The organism is Streptomyces sp. NPDC045026 (assembly GCF_056432625.1).
On the sequence record NZ_JBWKIS010000034.1, the window covers coordinates 1 to 22213 of the forward strand.

Here is a 22213-nt window from a genome sequence, read left to right on the forward strand (position 1 = left end):
TGCTTCTCCACCGCGCGCGCGGAGCCGGCGTGCGTGGCCTCGTCGATCCGGCGCTGCAGGTCCGCGAGCTTTCCCGCGGTCGTGTGGATGTCGATGGCGCTGGACACGTTGGGCTCTTCCGGAACGGACATCGGGATGCGGCTCCCTGGCTGCTCAATGGGGACGTGAGGACGGGGGTGGGCGAGGTGGCGCGGGGGTGCGGTGCGGGGTGCGGTGACGCTCGTGGTGTGGTGCGGTGTGGTGCGGCAGGGTTTGGGTCTGCTTGGCACCTGGCCCTGGTGCTACTGGCTCGTAGCGTAGTGGCGTGGATACCGTTCAGCAGTGCGGCGTTTACCACACCTAGGGTGGGTTGCATGACGCCCCGAAATGCATCAGACGATCCTTCCGACGCGAACGACGGTCAGCAGTGGTCGGACCTGGACCGGCCGCCGTTGAACGCCACCGCCCTGCGGCGCGCCCTTGTGCGTGGCGGGCTGTGGTCCTCCGTCGACGTTGTTCCCGCCACCGGGTCCACCAACTCCGATCTCGTCGCCCTCGCCTTGAGCGGCAAGGCCGAGGAAGGGGCCGTCCTCGTCGCCGAGTCGCAGAGCGCCGGGCGCGGGCGGCTCGACCGGCAGTGGACCGCTCCTGCGCGGTCCGGGCTCTTCTTCTCCGTCTTCCTGAAGCCCGGCGCCGATGTGCCCGTGGAGCGGTGGGGGTGGCTGCCGCTGCTCACCGGGGTGGCCGTCGCCACGGGGCTCGCGCGCGCGGCTGGGGTCGACACCGCCCTCAAGTGGCCCAACGACCTGCTGGTGAATGTGGACGGCGAGGAGCGCAAGGCCGGGGGCATCCTTGCCGAGCGGGCTGGGGACGGTGTGGTGGTGGGGATCGGGCTCAACGTCTCGCTGCGCGCCGACGAGCTGCCTGTGCCGCGGGCCGGGTCGCTCGCCCTGGCCGGGGCCGTTTCCACCGACCGGGACCCGCTGCTGCGGGCCGTTCTCCGGTCGCTGGAGGAGCGGTTCGTCGAGTGGCGGGCCGCGGGTGGGGATCCTGCCGTGTCGCGGCTTCAGGAGACCTATGCGGCGGGGTGCGCGACGCTTGGGCGGAAGGTGCGGGCGGAGCTTCCTGGGGGGCAGGAGCTTGTGGGGGAGGCGGTTGCCGTGGACGGGGACGGGCGGCTCGTCATCGCCTCCGAGGACGGTGTGCAGCAGCCTGTGGGGGCGGGGGACATCGTTCATCTGCGGGCGGGAGACTGAGGGGCGCCTTGGCTTTTCGGGTGCGGCTTCCTGAGGTGGTGCGTCGTCGGGTGCGGGCTCGGTGTGGGCTGCTCAGGTGTGCTTTCGGGTGCCGGCTCGGTGTGGGCTGCTCAGGTGCGTTTTTGGGTGCGGGGCCGTGGGGGCATGTACGTGCTCGCTGTTCTATGGGGCATCGCTGCCTAACCAAATTGGCTGTACGTGGTGCTGGTGGCTCCGCGCGCACATGCCCCCACGGCCCCTCCCGTCTCGTACGCGGCCGACTGCCCGGTGGGCTCTCCATTCCCCCGTCGGCGGATCTTGTCTCGTACCCGGCTGATCCGTCGTGGGGGCGTTCTTTCCGTTGTACTTGGGTGGGGGTCAGGACTCGTGTGTGCTGGGGGAGTGAGCTGCGGCACACCTGCCGTAAAGTTGAGGCCGGTCGATATATGACCGTGGCAGATCGGAAGGGCAGCAGGCGTGACCGTCGACGACTCGGGCTCCGGCGCGGGCACCCCATCCGACATCGAGTCTGTCGAGGACGGTGCCGGCGGTGAGGATCCGCTTGCCCTCCGGCTCGAGGGGCTCATTCTCGGTGCGGAGCGGCGGTATACGCCGTTTCAGGCCGCGCGAAGCGCCGGTGTTTCCATGGAGCTCGCCTCCCGGTTCTGGCGGGCCATGGGGTTTGCCGACATCGGGCAGGCCAAGGCGCTGACCGAGGCCGATGTGCTCGCCCTGCGGCGGCTTGCCGGGCTTGTCGAGGCCGGGCTGCTCAGCGAGGCCATGGCCGTGCAGGTCGCCCGGTCCACCGGGCAGACCACCGCCCGGCTTGCCGAGTGGCAGATCGATTCCTTCTTGGAGGGGCTCACCGAGCCTCCCGAGCCCGGGATGACCCGTACCGAAGTCACGTATCCCCTGATGGAGCTGCTCCTGCCCGAGCTGGAGGAGTTTCTCGTCTACGTGTGGCGGCGGCAGTTGGCCGCGGCCACCGGGCGTGTGGTGCAGGCCGCTGACGATGAGGAGATGGTGGACCGGCGGCTTGCCGTCGGGTTCGCCGACCTCGTCGGCTTCACGCGGCTCACCCGGCGTATGGAGGAAGAGGAGCTCGGGGAGCTCGTCGAGGCCTTTGAGACCACGGCCGCCGATCTTGTTGCCGCCAACGGCGGGCGGTTGATCAAGACTCTGGGCGATGAGGTGCTGTACGCCGCCGACGACTCGGGGATCGCCGCCGAGATCGCTCTGCGGCTCATCGAGACCATGGCCAATGACGAGACCATGCCCGAGGTGCGGGTGGGGATGGCCTTCGGGACCGTGACGACCCGGATGGGTGATGTCTTCGGGACGACCGTGAATCTGGCGAGTCGGCTCACCTCGATAGCTCCTCGGGACGCGGTGCTGGTCGACGGTGCGTTCGCGGAGGAGCTGCAGCGGACCGGTGAGGCGCCCGTTTCCGAGGCCGAGGCCGCCGCGCTAGCCGAGAAGGAGGGCGAGGACGCGCCCTCGTACCGCTTTGCTCTGCAGCCCATGTGGCAGCGGCCCGTGCGTGGGCTCGGTGTCATCGAGCCCTGGCTTCTGACGCGGCGGCCGCTCTAGGATTCTGCCGTTGTTAACTGTCGTTAACCGGGAGGGTCTGTGAGCGAGCGGTTCGGAGAGTTCGTCGAGGTGTGTCGGCACGGTTTTGTCGCCGAGCTCGTTCTCGATCGGCCCAAGGCCATGAACGCCGTGTCCAGCGCCATGGCGGTGAGTGTCGGGGAGGCTTGTGTCTCTCTGGCGGGTGATGGTGGCGTGCGCGTTGTTGTTCTTTCCTCGTCTGCCTCTCGTGCTTTTTGTGTCGGGGCCGACCTGAAGGAGCGGAACTCCTTTTCCGATGCCGAGCTTCTTCGGCAGCGGCCTTTGACCCGGGGGGCCTACGGCGGTGTTCTTGAGCTCCCTATGCCTGTCATCGCCGCTGTGCACGGGTTCGCTCTCGGCGGCGGGTTCGAGCTCGCTCTGGCCTGCGATCTGATCGTGGCCGACGAGACCGCCGTCGTGGGGCTGCCCGAGGTGTCTGTGGGTGTGATTCCCGGCGGGGGCGGTACGCAGTTGCTGCCGAGGCGCGTGGGGGCCGCGAAGGCCGCGGAGCTGATCTTCTCGGCGCGGCGCGTCGAGGCTCGGGAGGCCCTGGAGATGGGGCTCGTCGATTCGGTGGTGGGGGCGGGGGGCGATCGCGAGGCTGCGCTTGAGCTTGCCGGTCGCATCGCCGCCAATTCGCCTGTGGGGCTTCGTGCTGCCAAGCGCGCTCTGAGGGTGGGGTACGGGCTCGATCTGCGTGCCGGGCTCGAGGTCGAGGACGCCGCCTGGCGATCCGTCGCCTTCTCCGGCGACCGGGCGGAAGGTGTCGCCGCCTTCAACGAGAAGCGGGCGCCTCAGTGGCCCGGTGAATGACTATTCCTGGCCTCGTATGGGTCTTGAATGTATCGACTTGGGCTTTTCTTTCCTAATCTTGGCCTATGGGAGAGGAAGTCCGGTTGCGGGCCGTGGTCGCGATGGCGCAGGGGATGGCCGCGGCGCAGTCTCCGCGTGAGTCCTGGCGGGCCGCCGCCCTCGGGGCCTGCCGCGCTCTGTCCGGTACCTTCGCGGCTCTGTCCGTGTGGGAGCGCGAGCGCGGGAGGCTGCGCGTCCTCGTGAACGTGGGGGAGCGCGCCGAGGGTGAGGTCGAGTTCCCCGAGGACGAGGCCTATCCCGTGCACCAGTTCCCGGAGATCACCGAGTTCCTGCACGAGCAGTGGGTGGGCGGGGGTGCTCCGCGCGCCTGGGTCGAGACCGCCGCCGGGACCGTGGAGGGGGGCGGCTACTGCCATCAGCGCGTTGCCGCCCTGCGCCGGCGGGGGCGTGGGTGTTGCGTTGTCGCGCCGATTGTTCTCCACGGGCGCGCCTGGGGCGAGTTGTACGTCGCCCGGCCCGCGGGCGCCGAGGTCTTCGGCGCCCACGATGCCGCCTTCGCCACCGTTCTTGCCGCTGTTGCCGCTGCCGGTATCGCTCAGACCGAGCGGCTCGAGGAGGCTCGGCGGCTCGCCTTCACCGACGCCCTGACCGGACTTGCCAATCGGCGTGCCGTCGATATGCGGCTCGACGAGGCGATCGAGCGGCACCGGGTCGGGGGTGACGTTGTTTCTCTTGTCGTGTGTGACTTGAACGGGCTCAAGCGCGTCAACGACTCCTTGGGGCATGCCGTCGGGGACCGGTTGCTGGAGCGGTTCGGATCCGTTCTCTCTTTGTGCGGCGCGATGTTGCCGGGGACCCTGGCCGCTCGGCTGGGGGGCGACGAGTTCTGTCTGGTGGCGGTGGGGCCCGACGCCGATGACGTGGTGCGGGCGGGCGAGGAACTGTGCCTGCGCGCCTCCGAGTTGGAGCTGGGGGAGGGCGTCGCCTGCGGGATTGCCTCCACCGGTGATCCGATCGGTGAGGTGCTCAGCGCGCGGCGGCTCTTCCGGCTTGCCGATGCCGCCCAGTACCGGGCCAAGGCGCTGCGGGCCGTGAAGCCCGTGGTGGCCGGGCGGGACGGTCCCGACGATCCCGTCGTGCGCCTTGCCGACTCGCCTCCGCCCGCCGTCGGTGACGGTGAGCGGCGCCGGCTCCGGGGGCGGGACGCGGGGGCGTAAGGGGTCCATCCCGAACTCGGTCGTGACATTGGGCTCTTCACCTCGTACGCTCCTGAATATGGATATGCACACTGTGGTGGTGGGGACGTCCGGCGTCAGCGCGGCCGATGTCGTCGCCGTGGCGCGGGCGGATGCCCGGATCGAGCTCTCCGAAGAGGCGGTGGCCGCCCTTGCCTCGGCCCGCGCGATCGTGGACGCGCTGGCCGCGAAGCCCGAACCCGTGTACGGGGTCTCCACCGGGTTCGGCGCGCTCGCCACCCGGCACATCAGCCAGGACCTGCGGGCCCAGTTGCAGCGGAACATCGTCCGCTCGCACGCGGCGGGAATGGGCCCGCGCGTCGAGCGGGAAGTCGTGCGCGCGCTCATGTTCCTGCGGCTGAAGACCGTCTGCTCCGGGCACACCGGCGTGCGGCCCGAGGTCGCGCAGACCATGGCCGACGTCCTCAATGCGGGGATCACGCCCGTCGTGCACGAGTACGGGTCCCTCGGGTGCTCCGGCGACCTCGCGCCGCTCAGCCACTGCGCTCTTACGTTGATGGGGGAGGGCGACGCCGAAGGGCCCGACGGTGTTCTTGCTCCTGCAGGCGAGCTGCTCGCCGCCCATGGCATCGCGCCTGTCGAGCTGCGGGAGAAGGAGGGGCTCGCTCTCCTGAACGGGACCGACGGCATGCTCGGCATGCTCGTCATGGCGCTCGCCGATCTGGAGAACCTGTACAAGTCCGCAGACATCACCGCCGCCTTGTCGCTCGAGGCCTTGTTGGGGACCGAGAAGGTCCTCGCACCTGAGCTGCATGCGATCCGGCCGCACCCCGGGCAGGGTGCCAGCGCGGCCAACATGCTGGCCGTGCTGAAGGGTTCGGAGCTCACCGGGCACCTCCAGGACGACGCGCCGCGCGTGCAGGACGCGTACTCCGTGCGCTGCGCCCCGCAGGTCGCCGGTGCCGGGCGGGACACCATGGCCCACGCGCGGCTCGTCGCCGAGCGCGAGCTGGCGTCCGCCGTGGACAACCCTGTCGTGCTGCCTGACGGGCGCGTCGAGTCCAACGGCAACTTCCATGGCGCGCCCGTCGCTTACGTGCTCGACTTCCTCGCCATCGCCGCCGCCGACCTCGGGTCGATCGCCGAGCGGCGCACCGACCGCCTGCTCGACAAGAACCGGTCCCACGGGCTGCCGCCGTTCCTCGCCGACGACGCGGGCGTCGACTCCGGCCTGATGATCGCCCAGTACACGCAGGCCGCCCTGGTCAGCGAGATGAAGCGGCTGGCCGTGCCCGCCTCCGCGGACTCCATCCCGTCCTCCGCGATGCAGGAGGACCACGTGTCCATGGGCTGGTCCGCCGCGCGCAAGCTGCGTACCGCGATCGACAACCTGACGCGGATCGTCGCCGTCGAGCTGTACGCGGCCACGCGCGGCATCGAGCTGCGCGAGGGCCTTGCGCCGGCCCCGGCTTCCCGTGCGGTGATCGATGCCGTGCGGGCGGCGGGAGTTCAGGGTCCGGGCCCCGACCGCTTCCTCGCGCCCGACCTCGCGGCCGCGGACGCCTTTGTGCGCGGCGGGCATCTGGTGGCGGCCGTGGAGCCCGTCACGGGGCCGCTGGCCTAGGAGTTACGGAGAACACGGGCGGGCCGCACCCATAGGGGTGCGGCCCGCCCCTGCGTTGCTCAGTAGGCGGTCATGCGGCTTTTCCTGGCCGAGTACGTCAGGAAGCCGGCGCCTATGCCGAGGAACGCCGACCCGCCGATCACGTACGGCGTGGTGTCGACCGTTCCCGTGTCGGCCAGGCGCAGTTGGCCCTCGGACTGCGCGTGTACCGCTGTCGCGGTCTGCTGCTGATCTGCCTCCGCTGTCTTCTCGGGCGTCGCGGTGGCGGACGGAACGAACCACAGAGCAGCCAGGAGTGTCCCGGCGGCAGTGGCGGTGAGCAGCGATCGTCGTGCGACGGACACGGAATCGATCCCCCTTGTGGAGCTGGCGAATTGGCCGTGTGAGGCGATGTTAGTGAAAGGTGCGGGTCACAGGAAAGTCACGGGTGGGGTGAGGCATACGCTCCGTCGTATGAGCACCCCTGAGGCATCACGATTTGTTCGGCTCCGCGTTGATTTGGTCCTGGAAATCGAGGACACCGCCGCCGTCACCGGAGCGGCGTTGCAGCGCATCGCCGAGGACGAGGACATGCCGGCCGACGAGCGGGCCCACGCCGAGGCCGCCGTCAACGAGGACGAGGCAGAGGCACTCGCCTATCTCGTCGACCCGTTCGACCTGGTCGGCGAGGTGCCCGGGACGGACCTCGTGCAGGCCTCCTGGTCCAGCGAACAGGTCGACTACGATCCCGATTCGCCCGACTGGGACCTCGACGTGGATGATGACGAAGCCGGCGACGCTCTCGACGCGGACGACTAGGGCGGGATGCGGGGCCGGGCAGGAGCGCACGGACTCGGGAACCCCGGGTGGCAACCGCCGGCCGGGGTTTTCCCGTCCCACAGGGGGCACCAGGAGGGTTCCGTTACCACTGGTGCATGCCTGGTCACGGCAGTCGGACGTGTCATCCCCCACATCGGGGACGGAATTGGAACGGGACGAACCGGTCATGGCGTTACATGGGCTGATGGGGATTCCCGCTCGGCGGGGATCGGGGCCCGCAGGGCCTTCGGGGTTGTTGGGAAATCGGCGACGATGGAGATGCGTGTGATGACGGACAGTAAGCGGCGCAAGGGTCTGATGGCCGCGTCCGCTCTGGTCGGAGGAGTGCTGGTGCTCTCCGCGTGCAGCGGAAGTGGCAGCGAGGCCCGCGGTGCCGATGGCGGCGGCACGAAGTCACAGGCCGCCGTCGACGAGGCCGCTGCCAAGAAGACGTCGGAGGCGCTGATCAAGATCGCGCCGAAGAACGGCTCCGACAACGCCAGCATCAACAACGCCGCAGCCGTCACCGTGAGCAAGGGTTCGCTCACGAACGTGACGATGACGACCGCCGAGGGCGCGGCGGTCCAGGGGCAGATATCCGCTGACAAGAAGAGCTGGAAGCCTGCCGGCCAGCTCGAGCGCGCCACTGTCTACAAGATCGCCGCCGAGGCCAAGGACTCCAGCGGCCGCGCCGCCCACGAGAACGCCTCGTTCACCACGGTCTCGCAGGCCAACAGCTTCATCGGCAACTTCACGCCCGAGGACGGCTCCACCGTCGGCGTCGGCATGCCGGTCTCGATCAACTTCGACAAGGCGATCACGAACAAGGCCGATGTCCAGAAGGGCATCACCGTGACCTCCAGCAGCGGCCAGCAGGTCGTCGGCCACTGGTTCGGCAACCAGCGCCTCGACCTGCGCCCCCAGGACTACTGGACGGGCGGCTCCACGGTCACGCTGAAGCTGAACCTCGACGGCGTCGAGGGTGCGAACGGCGTCTACGGCGTGCAGCAGAAGTCGGTCACCTTCAAGGTCGGCCGCAACCAGGTCTCGACCGTCGACGCGGCGACCAAGACCATGACGGTCACGCGGGACGGCAAGGTCGTCAAGACCATCCCGATCTCCGCCGGTTCGCCGGAGAACAAGACGTACCAGGGCCAGATGGTGATCTCCGAGAAGTTCAAGGAGACCCGGATGGACGGCTCGACGGTCGGCTTCAAGGGCACCGACGGCAAGGGCGAGTACGACATCAAGGACGTGCCGCACGCGATGCGTCTGTCGGCCTCCGGCACCTTCATCCACGGCAACTATTGGGGCGCCAAGTCGATCTTCGGTGGCGCCAACACGAGCCACGGCTGCGTCGGCCTGTCCGACGCCAAGGGTGCCAATGACCCGAACACGCCGGGTGCCTGGTTCTACAACAACTCCATGGTCGGTGACGTCGTCGTCGTGAAGAACACCGGCGACAAGACCATCCAGCCGGACAACGGCCTCAACGGCTGGAACCTGGACTGGGCGCAGTGGACGGCCGGTTCGGCCGTCTGACGGTCCTTTCGTCCGGCAGTCCTCGCGGAAGGCCCGCACCCTGGCGACAGGGTGCGGGCCTTCGGGCTTTCCAGCGAGTTCTCATCCGCCTCTTATCCCGGGCTTATCCGATCATCACGGTGTGTCCCTAGCTTCACGGCATGTTCTTCACCTACCTGAGGCGCGAACTGCGCCGCCGCAGAAAGGCGGCCCTCGTCGTCGCCTCCGGGCTCGCGCTCGGCATCGCGCTGGTCATCGTGGTCAACTCCGTGTCCTCCGGCATGAGCCAGGCCCAGGACAAGGTTCTCCAGTCCCTGTACGGCCTCGGCACCGACATGACCGTCACCAAGGCCGCCGAAGCGCCCAAGAGCGGGGAGACCGGGCGGCCGCGGTTCGAGTTCGGCGCCAAGGACGACGGCGAGGAGCAGAGCAGCGACCGCGTCATGGTGCAGGGCTTCCAGACCCTCGCCTCGTCGACCGTCACCAAGGTCGCCGGGCAGAAGGGCGTCGCCGACTCGGTGGGCGGCCTCAGCCTCCAGGTGATGAAGGTCAACGGCGAGTTCAAGCGCGGCCAGTTCAAGCAGGACCAGGGCGGCGCCACCACCCGCCAGGGCGGACCGGGCGGCTCCGGCGGCCAGCCGCAGGGCCGGGTCGAGGGCGGCGGCGCCTCCTTCGACGTCAACTCCTACAGCGTGTACGGCACGGACGTGGCCAAGCAGGGCCTCGGCCCGCTCACCTCCTCCAAGGTCACCAAGGGGCGTACGTTCAAGACGTCCGAGACCGATGCCAAGGTCGCCGTGGCCGACGCGTCGTACGCCAAGGAGAAGAAGCTCGCCCTCGGCGGCACCGTCAAGATCAAGGGCGTCAAGTACAAGCTCATCGGCATCGCGACGCCGGACACCGGTGACGCGGCCGCCAACCTGTACGTACCGCTGAAGCAGGCGCAGACCCTCGCCGACGCCAAGGACAAGATCACCACGGTCTATGTGAAGGCGACCGACTCGCAGCAGATCTCCGCGGTCAAGTCCGCCATCCAGAAGAACATCTCCGGCACGACGGTGACCACTTCGGCCGATCTCGCCGACACCGTCTCCGGCTCGCTGTCCACCGCCTCCGACCTCGCGGCGAACGTCGGCAAGTGGCTCTCCATCGCCGTACTCGTGGCCGCGTTCCTGGTCGCGGGGCTGCTCACCTCGTCGGCGGTCTCCCGCCGCGTACGGGAGTTCGGCACCCTCAAGGCGCTCGGCTGGAAGTCCGGACGCGTCACCCGCCAGGTCGTCGGCGAGGCCGTCGTCAACGGGCTCGTCGGCGGCGTCCTCGGTATCGCCGTCGGCCTCGCGGGCGCCTACGCCGTCACCGCGATCAGCCCCACCCTCACTGCCGAACTCGGCTCCGGCGCAGCCGGCGGCGGACGGGCCGGCGGCCTGGCCATGGGCGGCCCCGGCATGCGCCAGGCGGCCGGCAAGACCCTCGACATCGCCCTCAGCGCGCCCGTCAGCGCCACCACCATCACGCTCGCCGTCGGCCTCGCCGTCGCCGGAGGCCTGATCGCCGGCGCCTTCGGAGGCTGGCGCGCCTCCCGCCTTCGCCCGGCCGACGCCCTGCGCCGCGTCGAGTAGCCGCACCGCGCGGCCTCCCGAACACCTCTACGTACCGCAGGAGTTGCACCATGTATCAGCTGAGAGGCGTCACCAAGCAGTACCGGCGCGGCAAGGACACCGTCGACGCGCTCGCCGGGGTGGACCTGACCATCGGAGACGGCGACCGGCTCGTCATCCAGGGCCCCACCGGCGGCGGCAAGTCCACCCTCCTCCAGATGCTCGGCGGACTCGACCGGCCGACCGCGGGCAGCATCGAGCTCGACGGCGTCGACCTGGCGAAGCTCCCGGAGGCGCGGCTCACCAAGTTCCGCGCCGAGTCCATCGGGTTCGTCTTCCAGAGCTTCAACCTGATCCCGACGCTGAACGCCCAGGAGAACGTCGAGACGGCCCTCGTGCCGCTCGGCCTCAAGGCCGCCGACCGCCGCGAACGCGCCGCGCAGGCCCTGAACTCGGTCGGCCTCGGCGAACGGCTCGGCCATCTGCCCGGGGAGATGTCCGGCGGCCAGCAGCAGCGCGTCGCCATCGCCCGCGCCCTCGTCAAGAACCCCAAGGTGCTGCTCGCCGACGAGCCCACCGGCAACCTCGACGAGTCCATGCGCGACGAGATCATGGACGTGCTCGAGACCATGTGGAAGGAGCACGGGCTGACCTTCATCATGGTCACGCACGACTCGTCGATCGCCCGCAGGGCGCCCCGGCTCGCGACCATCCGCAAGGGCCGGATCACCATCACGGAAAACTCAAAAGCTGTCTGATTTCGATCGCTTCAGTGCACAACCCGTGGCTCCCCTGCATCATCTCTTTGCAGGGGGGCCGCTTGGGTCTCCCACCGGTGAACTACCGTCACCAGGGGGAAAGTTGCACAGACAGGCACGAATAACCTCGAAGAGACTGAGCGCCACGACGGTGGCCGCCGCGGCGGCCTTCGTCCTCACCGCGGGTCTGACCGCCCCGGCCGTGGCCGCCGCCCCTGCGGCGCAGTCCGGCGAAGCCGCGAAGGCCGCGCCCAAGCAGCACATCACGCTCATCACCGGCGACCGCGTCACCCTCGACGCGAAGGGGAAGCCGGCCGGCTACCAGCACGCCAAGGGCCGCGAGCACATCCCCGCGCAGACGCGCACCGTCGGCGGCCACACCCTCGTGGTGCCGGCCGACGCGCAGCGCCTGGTCGCGAGCGGCAAGCTCGACCAGCGGCTCTTCGACGTCACCGAGCTCTCCAAATCGGCCAACCGCAAGGCCCAGAAGCACGGCCTCAAGGTGATCGTCGGCTACAAGGGCACCGCGACCGCCGCCCGAGCCGACGTGCGCGACGCCGGTGACACCACGGTCCGCAGGACGCTCAAGTCCCTGAACGCGGACGCCGTCACCACGCCCAAGCAGGACGCCACCCGCCTCTGGGACGCCGTCACGACCTCCCGGGGCACCGCCGCCTCCGGCATCAGCCGCATCTGGCTCGACGGTGTGCGCAAGGCCAGCCTGGACAAGTCGGTCCCGCAGATCGGCGCCCCCAAGGCGTGGGCGGCCGGCTACGACGGCAAGGGCGTCAAGATCGCCGTCCTGGACACGGGCGTCGACGCGACCCACCCCGACCTCAAGGGCCAGGTCGTCGGCGAGAAGAACTTCTCCACCGCCGCCGACGCGGTGGACCGTTTCGGCCACGGCACGCACGTCGCGTCCATCGCGGCCGGTACGGGGGCCAAATCCGGCGGCAAGTTCAAGGGCGTGGCTCCCGGAGCGAAGCTGCTCAACGGCAAGGTCCTCGACGACGAAGGCTTCGGCGACGACTCCGGCATCCTCGCCGGCATGGAGTGGGCCGCCGACCAGGGTGCCGACGTCGTCAACCTCAGCCTCGGCGGCGGCGACACCCCCGAGATCGACCCCCTTGAGGCCGAGGTCAACAAGCTGTCCGCCGAGAAGGGCATCCTGTTCGCCATCGCCGCGGGCAACGACGGCGAGTTCGGCGATTCGACCGTCGGCTCCCCGGGCAGCGCGGACGCCGCCCTGACCGTCGGCGCGGTCGACGACAACGACAAGCTGGCCGACTTCTCCAGCCGCGGCCCGCGCATCGGCGACGGCGCCGTCAAGCCGGACGTCACCGCCCCCGGCGTCGACATCACGGCCGCCGCCGCCCCGGGCAGCGTCATCGACAAGGAGGTCGGCGAGAACCCCGAGGGCTACCTCACGATCTCCGGTACGTCGATGGCGACGCCGCACGTCGCGGGCGCCGCCGCGATCCTCAAGCAGGAGCACCCGGACTGGAAGTCCGCCCAGCTCAAGGGCGTCCTCACCGGTTCCACCAAGGGCGGCAAGTACACGCCCTTCGAGCAGGGTTCGGGCCGCATCCAGGTCGACAAGGCCATCGAGCAGACCGTGTTCGCCGAGCCCGTCTCCGTGAGCTTCGGCATCGCGCAGTGGCCGCACACCGACGACACCGCGATCACCAAGAAGGTGACGTACCGGAACACCGGTACCAAGGACGTCACCCTCGACCTGACGGCCACCGGCACGAACCCCAAGGGGCAGGCCGCCCCGGCCGGCTTCTTCAAGCTCGGCGCGACGAAGGTGACCGTCCCCGCGGGCGGCACCGCCTCCGTGGACCTGACCGCGGACACCAAGCTCGGCGGCACGGTCGACGGGGCGTACTCCGCGTACGTCGTGGCGACGGGCGGCGGCCAGTCCGTGCGCACCGCGGCCGCCGTGCAGCGCGAGGTCGAGTCGTACGACGTGACGCTCAAGCACATCGGGCGCGACGGCAAGGACGCCCAGGGCTACGAGACGTCCCTGTCCGCCCTGACCGGCGCCTCGGAGGGTGAGGTCTTCGGCGCGTACGACCCGGACTCGGGGACCGTCAAGGTCCGTGTCCCCAAGGGCAGTTACATTCTGAACGAGTTCCTGGCGGCCGACCCCGAGGACTTCTCCAAGGGCGCCGACTGGCTGGCGCAGCCGAAGCTGGACGTCACGAAGAACACGACGGTCACGCTCGACGCCCGCACCACCAAGCCCGTGTCCGTGACCGTCCCCGACGCCGACGCCGAAGGCATCCTGGCCGCGCCCGAATTCACCGTCGACACGGCCAACTCCTCGTCCAGCTTCGGCTGGCTCCTGGACTCGTACGCCAACTTCCGCACCGCCGGCCTCGGCCCGGAGCCGACCGGCGTCAAGCTCCAGCAGCAGTGGACCGGCGCGTGGACGAAGGGCGCCGACACCGAGTACGACACCGTCTCCGGCGGCGCCGTCAAGAAGCTCGCCACCGGCTACACCAAGAACTACAAGCCGAGCGACCTGGCCACGGTCAAGGTCGGCCTCGGCGGGGCGGCCAAGGACAAGACCGGCTCCCTCGGCGCGATCGGCATGCTGCCCGTCAGCTCCGGCGGCTGGTCGACCGCCGTCGACCAGAAGCTCCCCGGCACCCGCACCGTGCACCTGTCCACCGGCGACAAGGTGAAGTGGGGCCTGGAGTTCTCGCAGAACGGCCCCGAGGACAGCGACGGCTTCCCGACCGAGGAGGCCTCCTACACGCTGGGTGCGCCCCAGTCGTTCCAGGGCGGCAAGGCGTACGAGAAGACGTTCAACACCGGCGTCTTCGGTCCCCGTATCGGCGGTGACTACGGCGTCTTCCGCGACGGCAACGAGATCTACGGCAACCTGCCGATGTACGCCGACGGCAAGACCCACGCCGGCTACTCGCAGTACCTCTCGGTGAAGACCACCCTCTACAAGGGCAGCACCAAGGTCGGCGAGAACGATGACCCGCTGGTCGGCGAGAAGCCCTTCAAGGTCACGTCCGGCGACGCCGAGTACAAGCTGTCGACGTCCATCAAGCGCAGCGTCAAGATCGCCGCGGCCTCCACCCGCGTCGACGCCAGCTGGACGTTCCGCTCGAAGAAGCCGGCCTCGTCGGCCGAGTCGGCCAGGCTGCCGCTGTCCACGGCCCGCTTCGACGCGGCCGTCGGCCTCGACAGCACCGCCCCCGCCGACAAGACCCAGTCGGTCCCCGTCACGGTCCAGGGCGCGGCCGCGGGCAGCAACCTCAAGTCGCTGGCCGTGTACGTCTCCTACGACTACGGCCAGACGTGGAAGAAGCTGGACGTCAAGAACGGCAAGGTCACCGTGAAGAACCCGGCCAAGGGCAAGGCCGTCTCCTTCCACGCCAAGATCGCCGACAAGAAGGGCAACAAGTCGACGATCTCGGTCTACAACGCGTACTACGGCAAGTAGCCGCGGTGCGCGCGGCGCGTGGCGTAGGCGCGCTACGCCCGCAGGCGTAGTGACGGGCACGGCCCGTTACGCCCGGCGCTGACGGCCCAGGTGGCCCGTCCCGACCTCATGGCCGGGGCGGGCCACCCGTGCTGTGATGACTGCCATGACGTCGCAGACAGTCGAGTACATCCGCTACCGGATCCCCGAGGACCGGTCCGCCGAGTTCCTCGCGGCCTACACGCGCGCCGCCACCCGGCTCGCCGCCGCGCCAAGTTGCGTCGACTACGAACTGGCGCGCTGCGAGGAGGACTTCGAACACTTCATCCTCCGCATCACCTGGACCTCGACCGAGGACCACACCGAGGGCTTCCGCAAGTCCGAGCTCTTCCAGGACTTCCTCGCCGAGATCAGGCCGTACGTCGGGAACATCGACGAGATGCGCCACTACAAGCCGACGTCCGTACGCGGCACCGGCGCGTCCGTGCCCTCGCTGCACGACTGGGCCGGCGGCGCCGAGGCCTTCGCACGGCTCACCGACGTCTTCTACGCCAAGGTCCTCAAGGACGACCTGCTCGGCCCCCTCTTCGCCGGCCTCCCGCCCGAGCACGCCGGCCACGTCGCCCTGTGGATCGGCGAGGTCTTCGGCGGCCCCGCCGCCTACTCCGAACAGCAGGGCGGGCACAGCCACATGGTCGCCAAGCACGTCGGCAAGCACATCACGGAGCCCCAGCGCCGACGCTGGGTCAATCTGATGCAGGACGCGGCGGACGAGGCGGGCCTGCCGGCCGACGCCGAGTTCCGCTCGGCGTTCAGCGCCTACGTCGAGTGGGGCACCCGGCTCGCCGTGTACTTCTCGGGACCCGACGCGGCCCGGCCCGCCGAACAGCCCGTACCGCAGTGGAACTGGGGGGCCGCGCCCCCCTATCAGCCGTAGCTCAGTCCTGGGTGTGGCTCTGTCCCTGGCCCGCCCGCACCGCGTCCGTGCCCCAGCTCGCGAGGAGGCGCAGCGCCTCGGCCGACGGGGAGCCCGGTTCCGCGTGGTACACGACCAGGAACTGCTCCTCGTCGTCCGGCAGGTGCAGCGTCTCGTACATCAGCGCCAGGTCACCGACGAGCGGATGCCGCATCCGCTTCACGCCGTGACCCTTCTCCTTGACGTCGTGCGTCGCCCACAGCCGCCTGAACTCCTCGCTCTTGACGGAGAGTTCACCGACCAGGGCCGAAAGCTCCGGGTCGTCGGGGTGACAGCCCGCGTACAGGCGCAGATAGCTGACCATGTCGGACGCCTTGGACTCCCACTCCAGGAACAGGTCGCGGTAGGAGGGGTCGAGGAAGACGAGCCGCGCCCAGTTCCGCTCGGGCGGCGGCAGTTCGCCCCAGTCACCGAAGAGCGCCGCTGCCATCCGGTTCCACGCCAGGATCTCCGAGCGCGGCCCGCCGATGTACGCCGGGACGCCGTCCAGCGTGTCCAGGAGCTGATTCAGCGCGACCCGCACCTGATGGGGCCTGGTGGACCGCTTCGACTTCTTGTGCTGCTTGGGCTTCGCGAGATGCGTCAGATGCGCGTGCTCCGCGTCCGTCAGGCGCAGGGCGCGCGCGATCGCGTCGAGCACCTCCGCCGACACGTTCCGCCCGTTCCCCTGCTCCAGGCGCGTGTAGTACGCCACCGACACCCCGGCCAGCTGCGCCAGCTCCTCGCGGCGCAGGCCCGGCACCCGCCGGTGCCTGCCGAAGTCCGGCAGCCCCACGTCCTGCGGCTTCAGCCGGGCCCGCCGGGTGCGCAGGAACTCGCTCAGCTCGGCCCGCCGGTCCAGCGGCTCACCGACGGGCGGGGTGGCGGGGGTGCCCTCATCGTCCATGCTCCAAGTATCGCCGGGCGGCCACAGTCGTACGAAGGTGTTCCTGACCCCGCCAGTAGTAGGACCAGTGGGCGTACGCAAAGCGGGGCAAGGCCCTGAGCTCGAAGGATGCCTCCGGCTGGGGCACGCTGGACGTATGACCTCAGAGAACACCACCGTCAGCGCCTACGCCGCACCCTCCGCGAAGGCCCCGCTGGAGCGCACCACCATTCCGCGCCGCCCGGTGGGCGAGTTCGACGTCCTGATCGACATCAAGTTCGCCGGCATCTGCCACTCCGACATCCACCAGGCCCGCGACGGCTGGGGCGAGGGCATCTTCCCGATGGTCCCCGGCCACGAGATCGCCGGCATCGTCACCGAGGTGGGAACCGGCGTCACCAAGTTCGCCGTCGGCGACCGCGTCGGCGTCGGCTGCATGGTCGACTCCTGCCGTGAGTGCGACAACTGCAAGGCGGGCCTCGAGCAGTACTGCGCCAAGGGCAACGTCGGCACGTACAACGCCCTCGACAAGAACGGCGAGCCCACCTACGGCGGCTACTCCACCCACATCGTCGTCGACGAGAACTACACGGTCGGCATCCCCGAGGGCCTCGCCCTCGACGAGGCCGCGCCGCTGCTGTGCGCGGGCATCACCACGTACTCCCCGCTCAAGCACTGGAACGCCGGCCCCGGCAAGAAGGTCGCCATCCTCGGAATGGGCGGCCTCGGCCACATGGGCGTCAAGATCGCGCACGCGCTCGGCGCCGAGGTGACCGTCCTGTCGCAGTCCCTGCGCAAGCAGGAGGACGGCTTCAAGCTGGGCGCCGACCACTACTACGCGACCAGCGACCCGAAGACCTTCGAGGAGCTGGCCGGCACCTTCGACATCATCCTGTCGACGGTCTCTGCCCCGCTCGACTTCGGCGCGTTCCTCTCGCTCCTGAAGACGGACGGCGCCCTGGTGAACGTGGGCGCCCCCGAGGAGCCCATCTCCATCAACCTGTTCTCCGTGATCGCGGGCCGCAAGTCCCTCTCCGGCTCCGGCATCGGCGGCATCCAGGAGACCCAGGAGATGCTCGACTTCTGCGCCGAGCACGGCCTCGGCTCCGAGATCGAGCTGATCGAGGCGAGCCAGATCAACGAGGCGTACGAGCGCGTGCTCGCGAGCGACGTGCGGTACCGGTTCGTGATCGACACGGCGACGATCTGATCCCTCGGGCATTGACCGAGGCGTCGTCGACGGTCCGTCCGTCCCCCGGCAGGATCGGGTCATCGAACCGATCCTGCCGGGGCGTATGACGTATGCAGAACAGTGGGGCGTCGTTTTCTGCCGCGGGCAGAACGCTGTGTCGCACGGCGTGCGCCGCTCCTACGCTGAACCCGTGAGCAGCCACGCGTCCCACCAGGCCGGCGTCATCCCTCTGCACCCGGCCCTGCGCCCGGTCCCGGCGGAGCCCGCGGGGGTGCCGCCCAAGGAACCGCTCTGGCGCGACATCGTGGGCGATGTCCTGCGCCGCGAGCGCCTCGCCCAGGAACGCACGCTGAAGGACGTCGCCGACGCGGCCCGGATCTCCCTGCCATACCTCTCCGAGATCGAGCGCGGCCTCAAGGAGGCGTCGTCCGAGGTCCTGGCGGCCGCGGCCCGCGCCCTGGGCCTCGGTCTCGCCGACGTCCTGGCCCTCGGCCAGTCCGAACTGCTCCGCCTCGCGACTCCGCCCGCCGGCCACACCGTCCGCCGGGCCGCCCCGCGCCAGGGCGAGGTACGCCTCGCGGCCTGAGGACGCCGCCTCGGTGCGAGTGGTCCTATCCCTGCAGCGCCCGCCGCGCGCCGACCTCGGTCGGATATTCGCGGACGGTGAGCGCGGCGACGCTCCAGCCCACACAGAACGCGGCGAACGCCGGCATGACGGGAGCGGCGATCACCACGAGGCCACGGCCGAGGACGGCCAGACCGGTGGAGCGCCCGGCGGAGGCCCGCCGCCTGGCACGGGCCCGCCCGGGACTGGGCGGGTCCAGAAGATCCCTGCGGTGCGCCCGCCGCTGCACGATCCAGCCCCACACGACAGCCACGCAGGCCGCGACGGCCTGCGCCACGTCCCACACGGTGCGCACGCCGGACGGCAGCACCTCACGGAACCCGGAGTAGAGGCTCAGGGAGACGAAACAGAAGAACGCCAGCACGACCAGCCACAGCACACCGGTCCCGGTACGCCGCATCCAGTACCGCACCCCACGCTCGTACCAACTGGTCCCGAGCCCGGGTAGCACCGGAATCCGTCCATCGCCCGGCACGGGCGAGGCCCCCGCGGCGGGAACCTCAGAAGATGCTCTTGATGCCACCCCAGACATCCTTCCCAAGTCGCTTGAAGTCGTCCCCGGTCTGGGAGAGGACATGGCCGCTGCCGTGCAGCACACCGCCCACCACGCCGTCCTTGTGGATGTCCTCGCTCCAGTGCTCGTGGAAGGCGTGGTCGATGACGCCGGTCGCGCCGATCACGACTGCGCCGCCGACCCCGGCCACCACGGCCACGGGGACGTCGAAGGGCGCGGCCGCCACCAGGCCGGCGGTGATGGCCGTACCGGCGACGAGACCGTCACACTAGCCAGCAAGGGAAAGGGCAAATCCGGCTATGTCACCCGCCGTAGGGGCCACATGTCGAACGCATACGGCGGCTTGGCCACGACCTGGCCACCCTTTGACCACCCGATGACCGGGACGGTGACAGGGACGGTGACGGAGGAGAGAGTTCGGGAGCGGGGCCCGTCATTTGACGATGACGCCAGGGACCAGAGCGGCCAGGCCCGAGATGAAACTGCCCACGCCGGCCAGCGTGACGATCGCCGCCTTGCCGTCCGAGAACAGGCCGGAACAGAACGCGCGCACCTGTCGGCGCAGGATCAACATCTTGAGTTTCTGCCAGCGGTGCTGGTGGATGTGGCAGCCGAGCAGTAGACCCGAAGCGTTGTTGCGGCAGCCGTCCGCTCGTCCTCGCACGGGTGCGCCGCACGTCACGGGGGCCTGGAAGAAGCACCACACGAGTACGGCAGCGGAGAGCGCGATGACCACCGCCGGACCAGCGGCGGAGTTGATCCACGCGGCGATCAGAAGGGCGCCGGCCAGGACGCCCCACCACTGGTCCAGTCCGCCGAGTCGCCCGCTCTTTGCCCCCGAAGTCGCCATGAGGGAAATCGTGGCAAGCGAGCGGTGCTGTCATGCGGCCCGGGATGAACCTTGACCGAAAGTGATCATCCAACGGCCGGCGGGCGACGCCTGCTCGCCGCCCGGACCACCTGCCCGGCGCCGTTGAACGCTGTCATGCGGAAGCCACGACCTCCCCGGCCGTTACCTGGGGAGGGTTGGGGAGCAGCGACGCAAGGTTGTCCCGTACGAAGTCCGCAGCCCTCGCGATCGATTCGTCGGCACCGGCCCGGTCCTGGAAGACGCTGGTCGAAACCATCACTCCGTCCCCGGCATCGACCCAGTAGTAGGCCACGAAGCCGGAGACCTGACGCATGAGCGCCACGAACCCCTCGTTCACGAGGCGTCCCGCCTCGGCCGGATCGGTCACCCCTTCGTACCGCCGGACCGCTGCGTACATCGCCAAGCTCCTCACGGGAGTTCCGGGTTCGTCTCTGCTGAGACGTCGTACCCCCGCGCCGGCTGCCCGGCCCGTGATCCGTCCGGCCATCACCTGAAGGGGGCCGCCTCAGGTGATCCGAACGGCGGTGTCCGGCCCCGGACACACTGCGCCGGGCACGTCTGCCCGGCAGGTCGCCTGTCACCCCTCGGCCGGCGCGACCTCGATCGGGCAGGAGACCCCTGACCCGGCGCGCCTGTGCTGCCATGTGACCCATCCGGGCAGCGACGGTTGGAGTGGCGCGGAATCGCTTGGAGCCCTCGCGCGTTGAGCGAGTCATGGGATGCCGGCGGTGTGCGAGCCGAGTACCCCGAGTGACCGAGCTGACAGATATTGGAGGGGTCGAAATGGCTGGGCAGACGCAGAGGGCCGTGCTGGCGGGCGGATGCTTCTGGGGGATGGAGGACCTGGTCCGCCGACTCCCGGGCGTGACGGCGACCCGGGTCGGATACACCGGGGGTGACGTGCCGAACGCGACGTACCGTAACCACGGCACTCACGCGGAGGCCATTGAGGTCCTTTTCGACCCCGAGAGGACCGACTTCCGCGCGATCCTGGAGTTCTTCTTCCAGATCCACGACCCGAGCACCAAGAACCGCCAGGGCAACGACATCGGTCTCAGCTACCGCTCGGCGATCTACTACGTGGATGACGAACAGAAGCGGATCGCCGAGGACACGATCGCGGATGTGGACGCCTCCGGACTGTGGCCGGGCAAAGTCGTCACCGAGGTAGAGCCGGTCGGCCCCTTCTGGGAGGCCGAGCCCGAGCATCAGGACTATCTGCAGCGTTACCCGGACGGCTACACCTGCCACTTCCCGCGCCCGGGATGGCGGCTGCCCGCCCGCGCGGAGGGCTGACCGCGAGGCGGCCCCGCGGAAGGCGGAGGCCGGCTGGCCGAGGCTCCGCAGCCGGGCCGTGCTTGCGCTTGCGGGGTTGGGGGTGCCCCGCTGTGGACTCGTCGAGGTACGAGAGGGGTCCGGAATTCCGTCGCCGGGCGGGGGCGGTCAGTGGCGCAGCGTCGCCGGGCTCCCGCCGTTCGCCTCGTAGCCCGCGACCGCCAGCGCGCGGTACACCGCGTAGTCCGCCGCCGGGTCCGAGCCCGTCGTCCAGGGGAGCGCGCCGACGTGACCGTCGACGTGGAGCAGCTGCTCCATCGCCTCGGCCCAGCGCTCGCAGCGGACCAGGAAGAACACCAGGAGGTGGCGGACGTGGGCGAGCATCGGGTCGTCCGGGCGGGCGGCCTGGACGGCGAAGAGCGCGCCGTGGATCGACTTGGTGACGACCTCGCTCTGGTAGAAGCTGCGCACCAGATTGACGTCGGGCAGGTGCTCGTAGAGAGCGAAGAGGGGGAGCGCGGCGAGGAGGGAGCCGCGCGGGGCGCGCGCGGCGGCGGCCTCGGCGAAGGAGAAGGCGAGCTCGCGCGAGCCGTGCCACTTCTCGCACCAGTACCTCAGGCCCGCCAGGTGGGCGCCCATGTGGCCGGGCGCCGTGTCGAGGATCTTGAGCCAGAGCTGCTCGAAGTCGTGCTGGGAGTATCCGAGGCCGCGGGCCACGGCGAGATGCGTGATGTGGGGGACGGGGTCGCCGGGGGCCAGGAGCGCCGCGTCCTCGCAGGCCGACCTGGCCTCCTCCAGGATGATCCGACGCTCGTCGGCCTGGGCCTCACCGCCCGCGTTCCGCCAGGCCTGCTGGACCAGGAACTCCGCGAACACCTGTGCCCCGCCCGGGTCCTTGGGGTCCTGGGCACGCCACGCGTGGAGCCAGCCGGCACCGAGCCGCGGCGTCTGCGCCAGCTCCAGGGCGGCGGCCCCGGCGATGGCCTGCACGCGCTCCCAGCGCTGCTCGCTCTCCTTGCCCGTGCCGGCGAGGAGCTGCTTGGCGGCGGTGAAGTCCTGGTTGCGCTGGACCACCGACATCACGTTCAGCAGGTCCTGGTCGGGGCCCGGGAGCCGCACGTCGAGGTCCTCCTGGCGCATGAAGCCGTACTCCGCCGGGTCCGCCGCGTCCGGCGAACCGGGCGCGACCTGGCGTATCCCGCCGCGCCTGCGCAGCAGGTACGGGCCGAGCACCGCCCCCAACATGACCACTGCCATCAGGACCCAGAGAATTCCCATGCGTACAAGCGAACCAGAAGGGTCGGACAATTGGCGAACCAGGCC

Annotated in this window: 21 protein-coding genes; 14 read left to right on the forward strand and 7 right to left on the reverse strand. The window is 69.9% G+C overall.

What is annotated here, in order from left to right; genetic code table 11:
- Positions 1 to 353: 353 nt before the first annotated feature.
- From AC07EJ_RS40200 to hutH, 5 genes are all read left to right on the forward strand, one after another.
- Entirely contained in the window at positions 354 to 1235 is an 882-nt protein-coding gene (locus AC07EJ_RS40200; protein ID WP_389484907.1) for a biotin--[acetyl-CoA-carboxylase] ligase, read from the forward strand.
- Between the two features lie 456 nt (positions 1236 to 1691).
- Positions 1692 to 2804, forward strand: coding sequence for an adenylate/guanylate cyclase domain-containing protein (locus AC07EJ_RS40205; RefSeq protein WP_393589549.1), 1113 nt, complete (start codon positions 1692 to 1694; stop codon positions 2802 to 2804).
- 39 nt (positions 2805 to 2843) lie between these two features.
- Complete coding sequence (locus tag AC07EJ_RS40210; RefSeq protein WP_478886096.1) at positions 2844 to 3635, forward strand: enoyl-CoA hydratase/isomerase family protein; 792 nt, start codon at positions 2844 to 2846, stop codon at positions 3633 to 3635.
- Positions 3636 to 3700: 65 nt separating this feature from the next.
- Positions 3701 to 4852 (forward strand): GGDEF domain-containing protein, encoded by a 1152-nt coding sequence (locus tag AC07EJ_RS40215; RefSeq protein ID WP_478886097.1) that lies wholly within the window; start codon positions 3701 to 3703, stop codon positions 4850 to 4852.
- Between the two features lie 64 nt (positions 4853 to 4916).
- On the forward strand, positions 4917 to 6455 hold the full coding sequence (gene hutH, locus AC07EJ_RS40220) for a histidine ammonia-lyase (RefSeq protein WP_393589551.1): 1539 nt from the start codon (positions 4917 to 4919) through the stop codon (positions 6453 to 6455).
- Between the two features lie 59 nt (positions 6456 to 6514).
- Here the strand turns inward: hutH and AC07EJ_RS40225 are convergent, their stop codons facing one another.
- Positions 6515 to 6799, reverse strand: a complete 285-nt coding sequence (locus AC07EJ_RS40225) for a hypothetical protein (protein ID WP_389484919.1) — start codon at positions 6797 to 6799, stop codon at positions 6515 to 6517.
- A gap of 109 nt (positions 6800 to 6908) precedes the next feature.
- On the opposite strand from AC07EJ_RS40225, the gene AC07EJ_RS40230 reads away from it, so the two are divergent.
- The 6 genes from AC07EJ_RS40230 to AC07EJ_RS40255 all read left to right on the forward strand — a co-directional run bounded on the left by AC07EJ_RS40230 (position 6909) and on the right by AC07EJ_RS40255 (position 15509).
- The gene (locus AC07EJ_RS40230) at positions 6909 to 7253 is read left to right on the forward strand and encodes a hypothetical protein (protein ID WP_389484921.1); all 345 of its coding nucleotides are present in this window, start codon (positions 6909 to 6911) and stop codon (positions 7251 to 7253) included.
- Between the two features lie 273 nt (positions 7254 to 7526).
- Complete coding sequence (locus tag AC07EJ_RS40235) at positions 7527 to 8795, forward strand: L,D-transpeptidase (RefSeq protein WP_389484924.1); 1269 nt, start codon at positions 7527 to 7529, stop codon at positions 8793 to 8795.
- Positions 8796 to 8935: 140 nt separating this feature from the next.
- A complete protein-coding gene (locus AC07EJ_RS40240; RefSeq protein ID WP_389484926.1) occupies positions 8936 to 10393 on the forward strand; it encodes an ABC transporter permease in 1458 nt (485 codons plus the stop codon).
- A 50-nt stretch (positions 10394 to 10443) separates the two neighbouring features.
- Entirely contained in the window at positions 10444 to 11130 is a 687-nt protein-coding gene (locus AC07EJ_RS40245; protein ID WP_356289540.1) for an ABC transporter ATP-binding protein, read from the forward strand.
- 151 nt (positions 11131 to 11281) lie between these two features.
- The gene (locus AC07EJ_RS40250) at positions 11282 to 14593 is read left to right on the forward strand and encodes a S8 family peptidase (protein ID WP_478886098.1); all 3312 of its coding nucleotides are present in this window, start codon (positions 11282 to 11284) and stop codon (positions 14591 to 14593) included.
- A 145-nt stretch (positions 14594 to 14738) separates the two neighbouring features.
- Entirely contained in the window at positions 14739 to 15509 is a 771-nt protein-coding gene (locus AC07EJ_RS40255; protein WP_389484933.1) for a group II truncated hemoglobin, read from the forward strand.
- A gap of 1 nt (position 15510) precedes the next feature.
- On the opposite strand, the gene AC07EJ_RS40260 is transcribed toward AC07EJ_RS40255, so the two are convergent.
- Positions 15511 to 16434: a helix-turn-helix domain-containing protein gene (locus AC07EJ_RS40260; protein ID WP_478886099.1), complete on the reverse strand. Its 924-nt coding sequence runs from the start codon at positions 16432 to 16434 to the stop codon at positions 15511 to 15513.
- A gap of 136 nt (positions 16435 to 16570) precedes the next feature.
- On the opposite strand from AC07EJ_RS40260, the gene AC07EJ_RS40265 reads away from it, so the two are divergent.
- Complete coding sequence (locus tag AC07EJ_RS40265; RefSeq protein ID WP_389484938.1) at positions 16571 to 17623, forward strand: NAD(P)-dependent alcohol dehydrogenase; 1053 nt, start codon at positions 16571 to 16573, stop codon at positions 17621 to 17623.
- A gap of 172 nt (positions 17624 to 17795) precedes the next feature.
- Complete coding sequence (locus tag AC07EJ_RS40270) at positions 17796 to 18191, forward strand: helix-turn-helix domain-containing protein (RefSeq protein ID WP_389484941.1); 396 nt, start codon at positions 17796 to 17798, stop codon at positions 18189 to 18191.
- 25 nt (positions 18192 to 18216) lie between these two features.
- On the opposite strand, the gene AC07EJ_RS40275 is transcribed toward AC07EJ_RS40270, so the two are convergent.
- From AC07EJ_RS40275 to AC07EJ_RS40290, 4 genes are all read right to left on the reverse strand, one after another.
- Positions 18217 to 18630 (reverse strand): hypothetical protein, encoded by a 414-nt coding sequence (locus tag AC07EJ_RS40275; protein ID WP_389484943.1) that lies wholly within the window; start codon positions 18628 to 18630, stop codon positions 18217 to 18219.
- 100 nt (positions 18631 to 18730) lie between these two features.
- On the reverse strand, positions 18731 to 18970 hold the full coding sequence (locus AC07EJ_RS40280; RefSeq protein WP_389484945.1) for a hypothetical protein: 240 nt from the start codon (positions 18968 to 18970) through the stop codon (positions 18731 to 18733).
- 207 nt (positions 18971 to 19177) lie between these two features.
- Positions 19178 to 19594 carry a hypothetical protein gene (locus AC07EJ_RS40285; protein ID WP_389484947.1) on the reverse strand — a complete coding sequence of 139 codons (417 nt, stop codon included), beginning with the start codon at positions 19592 to 19594 and terminating at the stop codon, positions 19178 to 19180.
- Between the two features lie 133 nt (positions 19595 to 19727).
- The gene (locus tag AC07EJ_RS40290) at positions 19728 to 20012 is read right to left on the reverse strand and encodes a hypothetical protein (RefSeq protein ID WP_389484950.1); all 285 of its coding nucleotides are present in this window, start codon (positions 20010 to 20012) and stop codon (positions 19728 to 19730) included.
- 386 nt (positions 20013 to 20398) lie between these two features.
- On the opposite strand from AC07EJ_RS40290, the gene msrA reads away from it, so the two are divergent.
- Positions 20399 to 20911, forward strand: a complete 513-nt coding sequence (msrA, locus tag AC07EJ_RS40295; RefSeq protein WP_478886100.1) for a peptide-methionine (S)-S-oxide reductase MsrA — start codon at positions 20399 to 20401, stop codon at positions 20909 to 20911.
- Between the two features lie 147 nt (positions 20912 to 21058).
- Here the strand turns inward: msrA and AC07EJ_RS40300 are convergent, their stop codons facing one another.
- Complete coding sequence (locus AC07EJ_RS40300; RefSeq protein ID WP_329570839.1) at positions 21059 to 22168, reverse strand: hypothetical protein; 1110 nt, start codon at positions 22166 to 22168, stop codon at positions 21059 to 21061.
- Between the last annotated feature and the right edge of the window lie 45 nt (positions 22169 to 22213).

What these genes read in the sequence shown, in the direction of transcription:
- AC07EJ_RS40200 (WP_389484907.1), top strand. Translation starts at nt 354, where the DNA reads ATGACGCCCCGAAATGCATCAGACGATCCTTCCGACGCGAACGACGGT.
- AC07EJ_RS40215 (WP_478886097.1), top strand. Translation starts at nt 3,701, where the DNA reads ATGGGAGAGGAAGTCCGGTTGCGGGCCGTGGTCGCGATGGCGCAGGGG.
- hutH (WP_393589551.1), top strand. Translation starts at nt 4,917, where the DNA reads ATGCACACTGTGGTGGTGGGGACGTCCGGCGTCAGCGCGGCCGATGTC.
- AC07EJ_RS40230 (WP_389484921.1), top strand. Translation starts at nt 6,909, where the DNA reads ATGAGCACCCCTGAGGCATCACGATTTGTTCGGCTCCGCGTTGATTTG.
- AC07EJ_RS40235 (WP_389484924.1), top strand. Translation starts at nt 7,527, where the DNA reads ATGGAGATGCGTGTGATGACGGACAGTAAGCGGCGCAAGGGTCTGATG.
- AC07EJ_RS40240 (WP_389484926.1), top strand. Translation starts at nt 8,936, where the DNA reads ATGTTCTTCACCTACCTGAGGCGCGAACTGCGCCGCCGCAGAAAGGCG.
- AC07EJ_RS40245 (WP_356289540.1), top strand. Translation starts at nt 10,444, where the DNA reads ATGTATCAGCTGAGAGGCGTCACCAAGCAGTACCGGCGCGGCAAGGAC.
- AC07EJ_RS40255 (WP_389484933.1), top strand. Translation starts at nt 14,739, where the DNA reads ATGACGTCGCAGACAGTCGAGTACATCCGCTACCGGATCCCCGAGGAC.
- AC07EJ_RS40260 (WP_478886099.1), bottom strand. Translation starts at nt 16,434, where the DNA reads ATGGACGATGAGGGCACCCCCGCCACCCCGCCCGTCGGTGAGCCGCTG.
- AC07EJ_RS40265 (WP_389484938.1), top strand. Translation starts at nt 16,571, where the DNA reads ATGACCTCAGAGAACACCACCGTCAGCGCCTACGCCGCACCCTCCGCG.
- AC07EJ_RS40275 (WP_389484943.1), bottom strand. Translation starts at nt 18,630, where the DNA reads ATGCGGCGTACCGGGACCGGTGTGCTGTGGCTGGTCGTGCTGGCGTTC.
- AC07EJ_RS40285 (WP_389484947.1), bottom strand. Translation starts at nt 19,594, where the DNA reads ATGGCGACTTCGGGGGCAAAGAGCGGGCGACTCGGCGGACTGGACCAG.
- AC07EJ_RS40290 (WP_389484950.1), bottom strand. Translation starts at nt 20,012, where the DNA reads ATGTACGCAGCGGTCCGGCGGTACGAAGGGGTGACCGATCCGGCCGAG.
- msrA (WP_478886100.1), top strand. Translation starts at nt 20,399, where the DNA reads ATGGCTGGGCAGACGCAGAGGGCCGTGCTGGCGGGCGGATGCTTCTGG.
- AC07EJ_RS40300 (WP_329570839.1), bottom strand. Translation starts at nt 22,168, where the DNA reads ATGGGAATTCTCTGGGTCCTGATGGCAGTGGTCATGTTGGGGGCGGTG.